This window comes from Kinneretia sp. DJ1R-11 (assembly GCF_025717595.1).
In the GTDB taxonomy this organism is placed as follows: Bacteria; Pseudomonadota; Gammaproteobacteria; order Burkholderiales; family Burkholderiaceae_C; genus Paucibacter_A.
Genome location: NZ_JAJIRR010000003.1, coordinates 185760 through 201923 on the forward strand (window position 1 = coordinate 185760; position 16164 = coordinate 201923).

Here is a 16164-nt window from a genome sequence, read left to right on the forward strand (position 1 = left end):
CGCGTGAAAGGCCCATCGCTGTCCACTTGAATGCACGCACCAGGCCAGACGGCCTGGGCTGGGGGGCATTGTGCGCCCCCAGAAGATCAGCTCATGCCTTGATGCCGCAGCAAGGCATCGATCTGCGGCTCGCGGCCGCGGAAGGCCTTGAAGCTGTCCATGGCCGGGCGTGAACCGCCGACTTCCAGGATGTTCTGCAGATAGCGGCGGCCGGTCTCGGCGTTGAACACGCCTTCCACCTCGAAGGCGCTCCAGGCATCGGCGCTGAGCAGTTCTGCCCATTTGTAGCTGTAGTAGCCGGCCGAGTAGCCGCCCGCGAAGATGTGCGAGAAGCTGTGCTGGCTGCGGTTGAACTCGGGGGACTTCATCACGGCCACTTCGCTGCGCACCTCGTTGAGTACGGCCTGGATCTGCGCCGCGCTGCCGGTCTCGGCATGCAGGCGCATGTCGAACAGGGCGAACTCGATCTGGCGCAGGGTCTGCATGCCGCTCTGGAAGTTCTTGGCCGCCAGCATCTTGTCGAAGAGCTCGCGCGGCAGGGGCTCGCCGCTGTCGACATGGGCGGTCAGCTGCTGCAGCACCTCCCATTCCCAGCAGAAGTTCTCCATGAACTGACTGGGCAGTTCGACGGCATCCCACTCGACGCCTGAGATGCCGGAGACGCCCAGCTCGTCCACCTGGGTCAGCAGGTGGTGCAGGCCATGGCCGAACTCGTGGAACAGGGTGGTGACGTCGTCGTGCGTCAGCAAGGCTGGCTTGTCACCGACGGGCTGTGTGAAGTTGCAGACCAGCTGGGCCACCGGCGTTTGCTGTGTGCCCTCAGGCCGGGCCCAGCGGCTACGCACCTCGTCCATCCAGGCGCCGGGGCGCTTGCCCGGGCGGGCGTAGCGGTCGAGATAGAACTGGCCGACCAAGGCGCCATCCCGCTCCAAACGATAGAACTTGACGGACTCGTGCCAGACCTCGGCCGGCTGCTCGCTGATCGTCACCTGGAACAGGCGCTCGATGATGCTGAACAGGCCGGCCAGCACGCGCGGCACCGGGAAATACTGGCGCACCGCTTCGTCGCTGAAGGCGTAGCGCGCTTCCTTGAGCTTCTCGGAGGCGTAGGCCGTGTCCCAGGCCTGCAACTCGGCCAGGCCCAGCTCGCGAGCGGCGAACTCGCGCAGCTCGGCCAGGTCTTTCTCGGCAAAAGGGCGGGCACGGCGGGCCAGGTCACGCAGGAAATCGAGCACCTGCTGCGGCGAATCGGCCATCTTGGCAGCCAGCGAAGCTTCCGCGAAATTGGCGAAACCCAGCAGCGCCGCTTCTTCCTGGCGCAGCTGCAGCAGCTCTTGCATGACGGCGCTGTTGTCCTGCTCGGGCTTGTCGCCCAGCTCGCTGGCGCGGGTCACATAGGCGGTGTAGAGCCGCTGGCGCAGGCCACGGTGGCTGCCGTACTGCATGACGGGCAAGTAACTGGGGAAATGCAGGGTCAGTTTGTGTCCGTCTTTGCCCTCTGCCTCGGCAGCAGCGCGCGCAGCCTGCACCGCATCGGCCGGCACGCCGGCCATCTCGTCGGCGCTGGCGTAGTAGGCATAGCCGTCGGTGGCGTCGAGTACATGCTCGGAAAAGGTCTGCGCCAGCTCGGCACTGCGTTCCTGGATGGCGGCGAAGCGGGTCTTGGCCTCGCCCTGCAGTTCGGCGCCGGAGAGCACGAAATCACGCAGCCAGAGCTTGAGCGCCTGCTGGCGCGCTGGGTTCAGCGTGGCCGCAGCCGGGCTGGCGGCGATGGCCTTGTACTTGGCGTAGAGCCGCTCGTCCGAACCCTGGCGGGTGAAGAACTCGGTGATGGCCGGCAGGGCGGCGTTGTAGGCTTCGCGCAACTCGGGCGTGTTGGCCACGGCATTGAGGTGGCCGACCGCGCCCCAGGACGCACCCAGGCGCTCGGTGGCCACGCCGAGGCTGGCGGACAGGGCCTCGTAGTCGGCCGGTGTGGCCTCCGAGGTGGCCAGGGCCAGGGCGGCATCGGCCTCTTTCAGCAGCTGTTCGACCGCCGGGGCGATGTGCTCGGGGCGGATGCTGGCGAAGGCCGGCAGGGCGGCGGTGGACAGGAGCGGATTGCTCATACGGCGCCTGCGGCTTGGGTGGCAGCGGCGGCGCGCTCGGCCGACTCGAGGGTGTTGACCAGCAGCATGGTGATGGTCATGGGGCCGACGCCGCCGGGCACCGGGGTGATCCAGCCGGCCACGTCCTTGACGCCCGCGAAATCAACGTCGCCGCAGAGCTTGCCTTCGTCGTTGCGGTTCATGCCCACATCGATGACCACGGCGCCGGGCTTGACCATGTCGGCGGTCAGCACATCGCGCTTGCCCACGGCGGCCACGACGATGTCGGCCTGGCGGGTGTGCTGGGGCAGATCGGCGGTGCCGCTGTGGCAGACCGTCACGGTGGCATTGGCCTGCAGCAGCATCATGGCCATGGGCTTGCCGACGATGTTGGAGCGGCCGATCACCACGGCATGCTTGCCGCGCAGGTCCTTCATGCCGATGCTTTCCAGCATCTTCATGCAGCCGTAGGGCGTGCAGGCCTTGAAGCCGGTCTCGCCGACCATCAGCGCGCCGGCGCTCTCGATCGCGAAGCCGTCCACGTCTTTGGCCGGCGAGATGGCCTCGATGACCTTGTGGTCGTCGATGTGCTTGGGCAGGGGCAGCTGCACCAGGATGCCGTGGATGGCGGGGTCATTGTTCAGGGCCTCGACGCGGGCCAGCAGTTCGGCTTCGCTCATGGTCGCTTCGTACTTTTCCAGCACCGAGTGCAGGCCGGCGTCGGCGCAGGCCTTGACCTTGTTGCGCACATAGACCTGGGAGGCCGGGTTGTCGCCCACCAGCACCACGGCCAGGCCCGGCTTCAGGCCCAGGGCCGTCAGCGCCGCAGCGCGTTGCGCCACTTCGGCGCGGACTTGTTGGGACAGGGCGTTGCCGTCGATGATTTGTGCGCTCATGGCTGCTCCGTTGAAATGCAACCACAGAGGCACAGAGGCGCAGAGAGTTTCCAAGCCAGTTCTTGAATTGCTCTGTGCCTCTGTGACTCTGTGGTTGCCTTTTGAATTCTTAAATTGAAAAGGCCGCTGATTACGCAGCGGCCTTGGTCGGGGTCAGATGAGGCTCAGGCCTTGGCCGGTGCGCCCAGGGCGATCTTGAGCAGATCAGCCACCGTGTTGGCGTTCAGCTTTTCCATGATGTTGGCGCGGTGCGCTTCCACCGTCTTGATGCTGATGCCCAGGTCGTCGGCGATCTGCTTGTTCAGGCGGCCGGCAACGATGCGCTCCAGCACCTGGGATTCACGCGTGGTCAGGCGCGAGAGCAGGGCGTCGCGGCTGGCGGCTTCTTGGTGGGTGGAGAAGGCGTTGCGGGCTTGGTCCAGCATGCGCTCGACCAGGGCCACCAGTTCTTCTTCCTTGAAGGGCTTTTCGATGAAGTCCATCGCGCCCTTTTTCATGGTCTGCACCGCCATCGGCACATCGCCGTGGCCGGTGATGAAGACCACCGGCAGGGGGCTGTGGCGCTCGATCAGGCGGTCTTGCAGCTCCAGGCCGCTCATGCCTTCCATGCGGATGTCGGCGATCAGGCAGGCGACTTCGCGGGGGTCGTAGCGGCTGAGGAAGGATTCGGCGGAGTCGAAGCACTTGACCCGGTAGTCCTTGCCTTCGAGCAGCCATTGCAGCGAGTCGCGTACGGCCTCGTCATCATCGACGACGTAGACATTGCCCTTCTTCGGAATCAGACTCATGGTGTCGCTTGTTTGTTTACTGCGGATCCTTCGGATCCTGTCGTCGGCCCGAGTGGCCCATTCGCTAGAGGCGGGTCAACTCGGGAGATGTCTACCGGGATGCTGAAGGCGAACCTGCAGCCTACAACAGCCTCGCCATTGTATAAGTTCTCAGCACGGATCCGACCCTGGTGAGACTCCACGATAGACCGGCATAACCCTAGGCCGATGCCCAATCCATCGGCCTTGGTCGAGAAGAAAGCCTCGTACATCCGGGAGATCACCTCCTCGGGCATGCCCGGGCCCATGTCGGTGACGCTGAAGTCGATATGGCCCCCGAGTTCGGGGGTGTGCTTGGGCACCACCCGCAGTTCGATGTGACGGCGCGACACTGGCAGGCCGGCGTTGTCAATCGCCTCGGCCGCGTTCTTGAGCAGATTCATCAAGACCTGCTCGATCAGGATGGGGTCCACCATCAGGGTCGGCAGGCGCTGCGCGATGTAGGTGTGGATGGCCACATTGCGGCGGCGCAGTTCGATGCCTGCCAGCTCGACCGCATCTTCGACGATGTCAAAGGCCTGGGCCGCTTCTCGCTTGGGCTCGCTGCGTTTCACGAAGTTGCGGATGCGGTGGATGATCTGACCGGCGCGCTGTGCCTGCTTGGCGGTCTTTTCCAGCGCGGCCAACAGATCGTCCTTCTGGATGCTGTCATTGCGCACCCGCGAGACCATGCCGTTGCAGTAGTTGGTGATGGCGGTCAGGGGCTGGTTCAGCTCGTGGGCGACGCTGGAGGCCATCTCGCCCATGGTCATCAGGCGGCTGGTCATCTGCGCCTTCTCGGCCTGGTTGGCGGCCTGGGCTTCCGCATGGCGGCGGGTGGTGATGTCGGTGGCGATCAACATCTGCGCCAGGCGGCCGTCGGTCCACTGCAGATAGCGCGAGCGCACGTCGAACCACATTTCCAGCGACTCGACATACACCTCGCGCGGGTCCGAGCCCATTTCGGTCAGGGCCTGGGCGGGCAGGCCGCTGTAGTCGTCCACCTCTTCGTCGGCGTCCGGCCCGCTGCTGCGGCCCAACTGGCTCCCCGAGAGCAGGGCATGGCCGGCCGGGTCGGCGCCGAACCAGAGCCGGTAGCTGCGGTTGGCGAACAGCAGCTCGCCCTGCTGCACCGAGAGCACCGACACGGCGGCGTCCAAGCCTTCCAGCACCGTGGTGAAGCGCTCATGCGAGGCGGAGAGCTGGTCGCGCACGCGCTTGGCCTCGGTGATGTTGGTCATCGAGGTCATCCAGCCGGTCTGCTTGCCCTTGCTGTCCACCAGGGGCGAGATGTAGACGCGGCCGTCGAAGATGGTGTGGTCCTTGCGCAGGATCTTCACCTCGACGCCGCCGGCCGGGCTGCGGCCCTGCAGCTCTTGCTGCAGCAGGCGGGCGTTTTCCTCCAGGCGGTCGGGCGGCCAGAAGGGGAAGGGTGGCTTGCGGCCGATCAGCTCGGCTTCCGAGAAGCCGGTCATGGCGCAGAAGGCTGGGTTGACATAGGAAATGCGCGACTCCATGTCCATGGCGCGCATGCCGGTCAGCATGGAGTTCTCCATGGCGCGGCGGAAATTGGTCTCGCTGGACAGCGCGTTCTGGATGTGCAGGCGCCGGCGCATGTGCTTCCATGTGCCCAGCAGCATCCAGACGGTCAGGACCGAGAGCGCCACCACCATCCAGAACAAGGTGTTGCTGATCAGGCCGATGGAGGTGCGGTAGCCCTCGCCGCGCAGCACCAGGCCGTTCATGGCCGGGGCCAGCGGCACCTCGTGCTGGATCAGGGCGCGCTTGGGGCGCTTGCCCGGCATCTGCGTGACGGTGCTGGCGACGATCTGCTCGCCGGCGTCGAGGATGGCCACCACATGGCGGGTCGCCACCTCGCTGGGCACGTAGTAGCGCAGCAGGGCCTCGATCGAGTACTCGGCGATCAGCACGCCGGCAAAGCCGCTGCGGTCGATCAGGGGCACATGGATCTGGAACACCCGGGCGCCGATGTTGTCGGCAAAGGGCGGAGAGTAACTGGGCTGGCGGCGTTCGCGCGCGGCCTGGAAGGCCAGCTCGGCGGGGTTGCTCTGGTTGGCCAGGGGCATGGAGGGGTCATGGCCCTCGGCCGACATCAGGGATTCGTCCTGGAAGCCGGCGCCGCTGACGCTGGCGCGTGCCTCGCGGCGATTGCTCAGCCAGGTGATGTGGGTGATCTCGGGCCGGTCGCGGGCGAAGGCCTTGGCCTGGGCGCTGAACTCCTGGGTGTCGACCGCGCGCGTGACGATCTCACGGGCGATGCGCAGCAGCTGTTCCTGGTTGTCATTCAGGCGCACGCGGATTTGCTGCTGGGCGATCTCGCTGTCGCGCTTGACGGCCTCCGACTCGCGCTCGATTTCCTCGTTCCGCAGGTACCAGAAGGCCAGGATGATGGCGGTCAGGAAGAGCAGGACGGAGATCAGCGGGCCCAGGGTGGCGAAGCGGTCCTGCCGCGAAGGCGACTGGCTGAGCCACCAGCGCACCAGCACCCGGCGCAGGGGCTGAACCATCTGGCGCGCAGCGCCTTGGAGATCGGTAAGAAAAGACATAGCGGGCGATTATCCGGGTGCGGCTGCGGCTTTTTGGCTGACACTGCGCGGTAACTTGTTTCGCAATATGAAATGCATTCGCACCATTTGAGAGTGGGCAAATCTTGTGAGACACTCGTCGCAAACGCACACGACGTTCAAGCCGTTGCTTTGTCCGGAGCTTTGTCCGGGCAAGGTTTTTTAGCCTGGGGACGGGCAGTGAAGCTGGCGCAAAACCAGCCGCTGCATGCCCCTCGAGTCAAATCTTCGGAGACAAGCCATGTCCGCGCAGCCCCAGTCCTTTCTAGGCGCAGCCGCCAATGACACCGATTCGCTGGAAACCAAGGAATGGCTGGACGCTCTGTCCGCCGTCATTGGTGAAGAAGGTGGTGAACGTGCCCATTTCCTGCTGAACACCCTGATCGAGCATGCCCGCCAGTCCGGCATTGACGTGCCTTTCTCGGCCACCACGGCCTATGTGAACACCATTCCTGCCGAACAGGAAGCGCGTTGCCCCGGCAATATCGAGATCGAGAAGCGCTTGCGCGCCTATATGCGCTGGAACGCCATGGCCATGGTCGTGCGCGCCAATCGCCTGAACCCGGCGGACGGCGGCGATCTGGGCGGCCACATCGGCTCCTTCGCTTCGCTGGCCTCCATGCTGGGCGCCGGCTTCAACCATTTCTGGCATGCCGAGAGCGAGGGGCATGGCGGTGATCTGCTCTACATCCAGGGTCACAGCGCCCCCGGCATTTACGCCCGTGCCTTCCTGGAAGGCCGCCTGAACGAGGCGCAGCTGGACAACTTCCGCCAGGAAGTCGACGGCAAGGGCCTGTCCAGCTACCCGCACCCGAAGCTGATGCCCGAGTTCTGGCAGTTCCCGACCGTGTCCATGGGCCTGGGCCCCTTGATGGCCATCTACCAGGCGCGCTTCCTGAAGTACCTGCATGCGCGCGGCATCGCCAACACCGAGAACCGCAAGGTCTGGGCTTTCATGGGCGACGGCGAGATGGACGAGCCGGAATCCTTGGGCGCCATCGGCCTGGCCGCACGCGAAGGCCTGAACAACCTGGTCTTCGTCATCAACTGCAATCTGCAGCGCCTGGACGGCCCGGTGCGCGGCAACGGCAAGATCATCCAGGAACTCGAAGGCGAGTTCCGCGGCAGCGGCTGGAAGGTCATCAAGCTGATCTGGGGCAAGGGCTGGGACGAGCTGCTGGCGCGCGACAAGAGCGGCAAGCTCAAGCAGCTGATGATGGAAACCGTGGACGGCGACTACCAGGCCATGAAGGCCAATGACGGCGCTTACGTCCGCAAGCATTTCTTCGGCAAGTACCCCGAGACCGCCAAGCTGGTCGAGCACATGAGCGACGAAGAGATCTTCGAGCTGCGCCGCGGTGGCCACCAGCCCGAGAAGGTCTTCGCCGCTTTCCATGCGGCTCACAACAATGACTCCAAGCAGCCGACCCTGCTGCTGGTCAAGACCGTCAAGGGCTACGGCATGGGCAAGGCCGGTGAAGGCAAGAACACCGTCCACCAGACCAAGAAGCTGACCGACGAGGACATCAAGTACATCCGCGACCGCTTCGGCATCCCGATTCCCGACAGCGAGCTGCCCAAGCTGCCCTACTACAAGCCGGCCGACGACACGCCCGAGATGCGCTATCTGCACGAGCGCCGCAAGGCCCTGGGCGGCTACTTGCCGCAGCGCCGCGTCAAAGCCGACGAGAGCTTCAGCGCACCGCCGCTGGACACATTCAAAGCCGTGCTCGAGCCGACCGCCGAAGGCCGCGAGATCTCGACCACACAGGCCTATGTGCGTTTCCTGACCCAGTTGCTGCGCGACAAGGACCTGGGCCCGCGCGTTGTGCCCATCCTGGTCGACGAGGCCCGCACCTTCGGCATGGAAGGCCTGTTCCGCCAGATCGGCATCTACAACCCCGCAGGTCAGAACTACACCCCGGTCGACAAGGACCAGGTGATGTACTACCGCGAGGCCAAGGACGGCCAGATCCTGCAAGAAGGTATCAACGAAGCCGGCGGCATGGCCAGCTGGATCGCTGCGGCCACGAGCTATTCGACGAACAACCGGGTCATGATCCCGTTCTACGTCTACTACTCGATGTTCGGCTTCCAGCGCATCGGTGACCTGGCCTGGGCGGCCGGCGATATGCAGGCGCGCGGCTTCCTGCTGGGCGGCACCTCGGGCCGCACCACGCTGAACGGCGAAGGCCTGCAGCACGAAGACGGCCACAGCCACATCCTGGCCGGCACGATTCCGAACTGCATCAGCTATGACCCGAGCTTCGCGCACGAAGTGGCGGTGATCATGCAGCACGGCCTCAAGCGCATGGTGGAAGATCAGGAAAACGTCTACTTCTACATCACCCTGCTGAACGAGAACTACGCCATGCCCGGCCTCAAGGTCGGCACCGAGGCGCAGATCTTGAAGGGCATGTACCTGCTGGAAGAAGCCCAGGCCGGCACGGCCCTGACGGTCAATCTGCTCGGCTCCGGCAGCATCCTGCGCGAAAGCCAGGCGGCCAAGGTCTTGCTGGAGCAGGAGTGGGGCGTGGGCGCCCATGTCTGGAGCTGCCCGAGCTTCAACGAGCTGGCCCGCGACGGCCAGAACGCCGAGCGCTGGAACCTCTTGCACCCGACCGAGCTGTCCTGCGTGCCCTTCGTGACCCAACAGCTGAGCCGCACCAGCGGCCCGGTCGTGGCCTCGACCGACTATATGAAGAACTACGCGGAGCAGATCCGCGCCTTCATCCCGGCCGGCCGCAGCTTCAAGGTGCTGGGCACCGATGGTTTCGGCCGTTCGGACTTCCGCTCCAAGCTGCGCGAGCACTTCGAAATCAACCGCCACTACATCGTCGTCGCCGCGCTCAAGAGCCTGGCCGATGAAGGCAAGATCCCGGCCGCCAAGGTGGCCGAGGCGATTGCCAAGTACGGCCTCAACGTCAACAAGATCAACCCCCTGTACGCTTGATCGCGCTCGCGGAGACAGACATGGCATTGGTAGAAGTGAAAGTTCCCGACATCGGGGACGTCAAGGACGTGGCGGTGATCGAGCTGCTCGTCAAGGTGGGCGACACGGTGTCCGTGGAGCAAAGCCTGATCACCGTCGAGAGCGACAAGGCCTCGATGGAGATCCCCAGCAGCCACGCTGGCGTGGTGCGCGAGATCAAGGTCGCCTTGGGTGACAAGGTCAATGAAGGCAGCCTGGTGCTGCTGGTCGAGGCTGCGGGCTCGGCGGCGGTGGCCGCTCCTGCTGCGGCAGCTGTTGCTGCACCGGCTCCGGTCGCTGCCCCAGTGGTGGCGGTTGCGCCGGTGGCCGCAGTCCCCGCATCAGCGAGCAGCCTGGTCGAAGTGTTCGTGCCCGATATCGGCGACTTCGAGTCGGTGGCGGTGATCGAGGTCTTCGTCAAGGTCGGTGACAGCATCAAGGTCGAGCAAAGCCTGATCACGGTCGAGAGCGACAAGGCCTCGATGGAGATCCCGTCTTCGCACGCCGGGGTGATCAAGGAATTCAAGGTCAAGCTCGGTGACAAGGTGGCCAAGGGCTCGCTGCTGGCGCTGGTGGAAGTGCAGGGCGCTGCTGCTGCGGCACCTGTGGCACCTGTGGCCGCTGCGCCTGCCGCAGCTGCACCTGCTGCTGCGCCCGTGGCTGCTCCGGCTGCTGCAGCCGTGGTGGCCGCGCCGGCGGCTGCTGCAGTTGTAGCCTTGCCCGCTCACGACCCGAGCGTGCTCAAGGGCAAGCTGCCGCACGCCTCGCCCAGCATCCGCCGCATGGCGCGTGAGCTCGGCGTGCCCCTGGACGAGGTCAAGGGCACGGGCCCGAATGGCCGCATCCAGGAGCAAGACCTGCAGGCCTTCGTCAAGGCCGTGATGGCCGGCGCGCTGCAGACCGTGGCGCAGAAGGCTACGGCACCTGCTGCCGCACCCGCTTCGGCTGGTAGCGGACTGGCTGGCCTGCTGCCCTGGCCCAAGGTGGACTTCGAGAAGTTCGGCGCCATCGAGCGCAAGGACCTCAGCCGCATCAAGAAGATCAGCGGTGCCAATCTGCACCGCAACTGGGTGGTCATCCCGCATGTGACCAACCACGACGACGCCGACATCACCGAGCTCGAAGCCTTCCGCGTGCAAACGAACAAGGAAAACGAGAAGAACCCGGCGGCGGTCAAGGTCACCATGCTGGCCTTCATGATCAAGGCGGCTGTGGCGGCGCTCAAAAAATTCCCCGAGTTCAATGCCTCGCTGGAAGGCGAGGGCGACGCCCAGAAGCTGGTGTTGAAGAAGTACTTCCACATCGGCTTTGCGGCGGACACGCCCAATGGCCTGGTGGTGCCGGTGATCAAGGATGCCGACAAGAAGGGCATCTTCGAGATCAGCGCCGAAATGGGCGAGCTGGCCAAGAAGGCGCGCGACGGCAAGCTGGGGCCGGCCGAGATGAGCGGTGGCTGCTTCACCATCTCGTCCCTGGGCGGCATCGGTGGTCGTTACTTCACCCCCATCATCAATGCGCCGGAAGTGGCCATCATGGGCGTGTGCAAGAGCCAGATCGAGCCTAAATGGGATGGCAAGGCTTTCCAGCCGCGCCTGATGTTGCCGCTGAGCTTGAGCTGGGACCACCGCGTCATCGACGGCGCGGCCGCGGCGCGCTTCAATGTCTACTTCGCTTCGCTGCTGGCCGATTTCCGCCGCATCGTGCTCTGACCGGAGAACCCTGACATGGCATTGGTTCAAGTACAAGTTCCCGACATCGGCGACTTCAAGGATGTGGCCGTCATCGAGCTGCTGGTCAAGGTCGGTGACACGGTCAAGGTCGAGCAAAGCCTGGTGACCGTGGAGTCCGACAAGGCCTCGATGGAGATCCCGTCCTCGCATGCCGGCGTGGTCAAGGAAGTCAAGGTCGCCCTGGGTGACAAGATCAACCAGGGCACGCTCTTGCTGGTGCTGGAGTCCGAAGCGGCTGCGGCGCCTGCGCCTGCTGCTGCTCCTGTTGCCGCCGCCCCTGTGTCGGCCCCCGTGGCCGCACCCGCTCCCGCCTTCGTCCCCGCCGCCGGCAGCTACAGCGGCCCGGTCGATCTGGAAGCCGATGTCTTGGTGCTGGGCGCCGGCCCGGGCGGCTACTCAGCCGCTTTCCGCGCCGCTGACCTGGGTTTGAAGGTCGTGCTGGTGGAGCGTTATGCCACCCTGGGCGGTGTCTGCTTGAATGTGGGCTGCATCCCGTCCAAGGCCTTGCTGCATGTGGCCGCGGTGATGGATGAGGTCTCGCACCTCGGCGATCTGGGCGTGGACTTCGGCGCCCCGACCGTCAACATCGACAAGCTGCGCGGCCACAAGGAAAAGGTGATCGGCAAGCTGACCGGCGGCCTGGCCCAGATGGCCAAGATGCGCAAGGTCACCACCGTGCGTGGCTACGGCAACTTCCTCGACGCCTTCCATGTGGAAGTCGAAGAAACCGCCGGCGAGTCCCAGGCCAAGACCGGCGCCAAGAAGGTGGTGCGCTTCAAGCAAGCCATCATCGCGGCCGGCTCGCAAGCGGTGCGCCTGCCCTTCTTGCCGCAAGATCCGCGCATCGTCGATTCGACCGGCGCGCTGGAACTCAAGGGCACGCCCAAGAAGATGCTGATCATCGGCGGCGGCATCATCGGCCTGGAAATGGGCACGGTCTACTCGACCCTGGGCGCACGCCTCGATGTGGTCGAGATGCTGGACGGCCTGATGCAAGGCGCCGACCGCGATCTGGTCAAGGTCTGGCAGAAGATGAACGCCAAGCGCTTCGACAACATCATGTTGAAGACCAAGACCGTCGGTGCCGAGGCCACGCCTGAAGGCATCAAGGTGCAGTTCGAAGGCCTGGACGGTGTCAATAGCGAAGGCGTCTACGACTTCGTGCTGCAGGCCGTGGGCCGCACGCCCAATGGCAAGAAGATCGCCGCCGACAAGGCCGGCGTGGCCGTGACCGACCGTGGCTTCATCAATGTGGACGTGCAGATGCGCACCAATGTGCCGCACATCTTCGCCATCGGCGATGTGGTCGGCCAGCCCATGCTGGCGCACAAGGCGGTGCACGAGGCCCATGTGGCGGCCGAAGTGGCCGCCGGCGCCATCCTCGGCGATGCGCACCTGAGCAAGAGCCAGTTCGACGCCCGCGTGATCCCCAGCGTGGCCTACACCGACCCGGAAGTGGCGTGGGTGGGTCTCACCGAAGACCAGGCCAAGGCCCAAGGCATCAAGGTCAAGAAGGGCTTGTTCCCCTGGTCCGCTTCGGGCCGCGCGATTGCCAACGGCCGCGACGAAGGCTTCACCAAGCTGCTCTTCGATGAAGAGACCAACCGCATCGTCGGCGGCGGCATCGTCGGCACCCACGCCGGCGACATGATTGGCGAGATCGCTCTGGCCATCGAGATGGGCGCGGACGCGGTCGACATCGGCAAGACCATCCACCCGCACCCGACGCTGGGCGAAAGCATCGGCATGGCGGCGGAAGTGGCACATGGGTCTTGCACGGATTTGCCGCCGGCAAGGAAGTAAATCGTTACGGCGCGGACTCAAGAGCCCTGGACGGGAGACTGTCCAGGGCTCTGTTTTTGCCATTTGGGGATTCCTTGGCCCCAGCAGATTCCTCATGTGCCTACAAGGCGCCCGGGCCAGTTCTCCCAAAGCGTCTGGTGCACCACCTGAGAGCAGTGCTGCTGCTGAAATCGCCGCGAATGCTGCGGCCAGATGCGTGTCATGACCGCTATCGCCTGCATGGCTGGAAATCGTCACATCCAGTCGCGCATTGGGCTGCGGGCAATGCCACCGTGCATTGCCGCGCGAGCCGAGCCCGGCTGCGAGAAGGCGGCGATGCACCAAGCAGCGAAGCTGCGGGGGTGGCGTCGCCGGATGGGGCGAAGCGGTGTAAGCGGTACCCGATGTCGAGGGCATTCAGCGCATGACTTGGTGGACCAAGGGCTGGGGCCGGTTGTCTCCGCCACTGCTCCGTGGTCGCTAGGTCGGAATGCGACTGACTCAGGGCGCCCAAGAGGCGCTTCAGGCGGATCAGCGCCGTGGCCTTGGGTCGACCCTAACCCGTGACATACTTGTATTCGAACGGCCGAAAGGTTTGGCTTCTGCGGCCTCTTGTTCGACGCTGGAGCTTGCTGCGTTTTGGGGCTCCAACGAGAATGTCGGCGATCGGGGCACAGACCCCATGAAGCGCAGAGATCTGGAGGAGGCTTTCAATGGAGATGGCGCAGTTTGAGCGCATGGTGGCGCGCCTCGAGGCGACCAGCCAAGAGCGCCCCTGGCTTTACATGGCCCAGGTCATCGGCTTGGTGCTGCTTGGCTTTGTGATTGTGCTGGCCTTGGCAGGCTTGGCCGGGCTGGTGCTTTTGGCCGCTGTGGGAGGTTTGATCTGGATGGTGGTGGCTGGGCCTGCTGCGGTATGGCTCTTGGTGGCCAAGTTGGGCAAGTTGGTGATCTTGGCCATCATTCCGGTGTGGATGCTGGTGAAGCACTCCTTCAAGGCCTTGTTGATCCGCCTGCCGGCTCCGCAAGGGCGCGAGTTGACTCCGCAAGATGCGCCTCCACTGTTCAAGGCTTTAGATGGCATGCGCCAGCACATGCGTGGTCCCCGCTTTCATCACGTACTCTTGGTTGACGACGTCAACGCCGCCGTGGTGCAGCGCCCAGCCTTTGGGTTGATGGGCTTTCCACGCAACTATTTGCTGCTGGGTCTGCCCCTGCTGGAGGCGATGAGCCCGAATGAGGCCATGGCCGTGGTCGCCCACGAGTATGGCCACTTGAGCGGTGCACATGGCCGTTTTGGCGCCTTCATCTACCGGCTGCGCCTCACATGGTCCACCGTGCAACTCCATCTGGGCGCATGGCAAGGCCATCTAGGCAAGTTACCCAGCCGCTTGGTAGCTTGGTATGTGCCCTATTTCAACGCCTACACCTTTGTTCTGGCCCGACGGCAGGAGTACCAAGCCGATGCCGCAGCGGCCGAATTGGTGGGCATTCCTGCTGCGCAAAGCGCGTTGAAGCGCAGCAATGTCGCCATGGCCTGCCATTCGGCCTTCATGGACAAGACCATCGACACCGTCCGCCTGCAGGCGCTGCCCCCGAGCGACCTGGCCGTGCGCTGGGCTCAGGAGGTGGCTGCAGAACGAGTCACCGATCTGCGCTGGCTCAGCGATGCCTTGGATCGCCAGCCCAAGCCGCTGGACACCCATCCCACCCTGCGCCAGCGTTTGCGCGCCCTGGGCATGCCAGACGAAGCCCTTGGCCACAGCCCAGGCTCCTTGGAGGGGCCGTCCGCTGCCGAGGTGTGGTTGGGTCCTCAACTGACACAGTTGCGCGAGGCGCAGCAAGTGGCCTGGCGGGAGTCTGTGCAGGAGGGCTGGTCTGAGCAGCACCAAAGCTGGTTAGAGCGTCGCAAGGCCCTGGCTGACTTGCGTGCATTGGAGTCACGTAGCAGCGACCAAGAGTTGGAGATGCTGCGCCTGACCTTGAACCTGGACCCTGAGTCTGACCATCGAGAGGGCCTGGCTGCCTTCAATGCTGCGCACCCCGAACATGCACTGGGGCAGTTTCTGGAAGGAGTTGCCCGCCTAGACCAGAAGGACGACAGCGGCCTGGCCCACCTAGAGCGCGCCATCGCCCTGGATGCAGAAGCCACCAAAGGTGCCAGCGAGAAGGCCTGGCGCTATCTGCTCGGCCGGGACTCCGTCGCGGCCGAGGCCTGGGCCCAGCGCTGGCGAGACCGGGACGACTGGGAGCAAGAGCGTGCGCGGCAGGTGGACAACCTCAATGATCAGGAACCGCTGTTGGCCCCCACGCTGAGCCCTGATGCACGCGCGCAAGCCACCACTCTGATGGCGCGCCACACCCAAGGCGTGAAGCGGGCTTGGTTGGTGCGCCGCCAGATCGCTATGGATCCGAGCTTTGAGACCTATGTCATCGTGTTGGAGTTGACGGCATGGGCCTCCCTTCGTAGCAAGGGTCCAGAGATTGTGCAAGCCCTTGCGAAGGAGGAATGGCCCTTTGCAACCCACTTGTGCTTGTTGAAGTCTTTCCCCGGGTACAAGGCCAAGTTGGATGTGGTGGGCGACGTCTTGTTGCGCTAGGCAGGGCCAGGATTTTGCCCAAGAAAGCCGGCTTCTGAGTTGGCAGACATAGCCACGCTGACGACAAGAGCAAAGGCCGCCAGCAAAGTCGTGGATGAGAATGTGCTGATGCACAGCACCCCTCCAGCAGATGGCCGAATCAGGGGCTGAGTTTTGAGCGTCCATGGCAAGCAGAGGAGCAAAGTGAAGTCGGTGTCATCAACCTGCCTTTGCCCCTGCCAAGTTGCCTGGCTTTGGACAAGCTGCGAGAACGCCAAAATAGACCGCACTCGCTACCCGGCGTTCTTCGATTTGTCCTGACCCATTGGGCGCGCCATATGAACATGAGAATTCGTGCCTTGGGCTATAGGTGCGGCCTTCGAAGTCGGTGCGGCTCACCCATGCATTTGTGGCCGGCGTGGAAGTAACACTGCATCCGAGCGCCATGAAAGGCCCGGTCCGGACACGGGCCGGGCTTTTTCTTTGCGACTCTGCCCTGTAGATTTTGGCCTGCAAATGCGGTGATTTCGCGCGCTATTCAGCGCTCGGATCGCATCAATGCGCGGCATCATGCGATGGCCGGCAGCGGAGGTAAAGGCGCACCGATCGAAGCGCTGAAGCTGGCGGCATGCTTGAGGTTTTCAGGGCCTGTTTGCACCACAGTAAGTGAAAACTAGCTGGGCCTCTTGTGTCGGACTTCAGAGGCCTCGGCACAGCCAGTTGGCGCG

The 16164-nt window shown here is 64.4% G+C and carries 8 protein-coding genes; 4 read left to right on the forward strand and 4 right to left on the reverse strand.

Annotated elements, in window-relative coordinates; genetic code table 11:
- Nucleotides 1-86: 86 nt before the first annotated feature.
- The 4 genes from LNV23_RS07535 to LNV23_RS07550 form a co-directional block, all read right to left on the reverse strand.
- The gene (locus LNV23_RS07535; RefSeq protein WP_263562411.1) at nt 87-2108 is read right to left on the reverse strand and encodes a M3 family metallopeptidase; all 2022 of its coding nucleotides are present in this window, start codon (nt 2106-2108) and stop codon (nt 87-89) included.
- On the reverse strand, nt 2105-2983 hold the full coding sequence (gene folD, locus LNV23_RS07540; protein WP_263562412.1) for a bifunctional methylenetetrahydrofolate dehydrogenase/methenyltetrahydrofolate cyclohydrolase FolD: 879 nt from the start codon (nt 2981-2983) through the stop codon (nt 2105-2107). The genes LNV23_RS07535 and folD overlap by 4 nt, the downstream gene beginning before the upstream one ends.
- 164 nt (nt 2984-3147) lie before the next feature.
- Nucleotides 3148-3771, reverse strand: a complete 624-nt coding sequence (locus tag LNV23_RS07545) for a response regulator transcription factor (RefSeq protein ID WP_263518486.1) — start codon at nt 3769-3771, stop codon at nt 3148-3150.
- A complete protein-coding gene (locus LNV23_RS07550; RefSeq protein ID WP_263562413.1) occupies nt 3768-6356 on the reverse strand; it encodes a PAS domain-containing sensor histidine kinase in 2589 nt (862 codons plus the stop codon). Before LNV23_RS07550 ends, LNV23_RS07545 begins: the two co-directional genes overlap by 4 nt.
- A gap of 259 nt (nt 6357-6615) precedes the next feature.
- Between LNV23_RS07550 and aceE the strand changes: the two genes are divergently transcribed.
- From aceE to LNV23_RS07570, 4 genes are all read left to right on the forward strand, one after another.
- Nucleotides 6616-9327: a pyruvate dehydrogenase (acetyl-transferring), homodimeric type gene (gene aceE / locus LNV23_RS07555; RefSeq protein WP_263562414.1), complete on the forward strand. Its 2712-nt coding sequence runs from the start codon at nt 6616-6618 to the stop codon at nt 9325-9327.
- Nucleotides 9328-9347: 20 nt separating this feature from the next.
- Nucleotides 9348-11054, forward strand: coding sequence for a dihydrolipoyllysine-residue acetyltransferase (gene aceF, locus LNV23_RS07560; RefSeq protein WP_263562415.1), 1707 nt, complete (start codon nt 9348-9350; stop codon nt 11052-11054).
- 15 nt (nt 11055-11069) lie between these two features.
- On the forward strand, nt 11070-12878 hold the full coding sequence (lpdA, locus tag LNV23_RS07565) for a dihydrolipoyl dehydrogenase (protein WP_263562416.1): 1809 nt from the start codon (nt 11070-11072) through the stop codon (nt 12876-12878).
- Nucleotides 12879-13570: 692 nt separating this feature from the next.
- Nucleotides 13571-15457, forward strand: a complete 1887-nt coding sequence (locus LNV23_RS07570) for a M48 family metalloprotease (RefSeq protein WP_263562417.1) — start codon at nt 13571-13573, stop codon at nt 15455-15457.
- Nucleotides 15458-16164 lie beyond the last annotated feature (707 nt).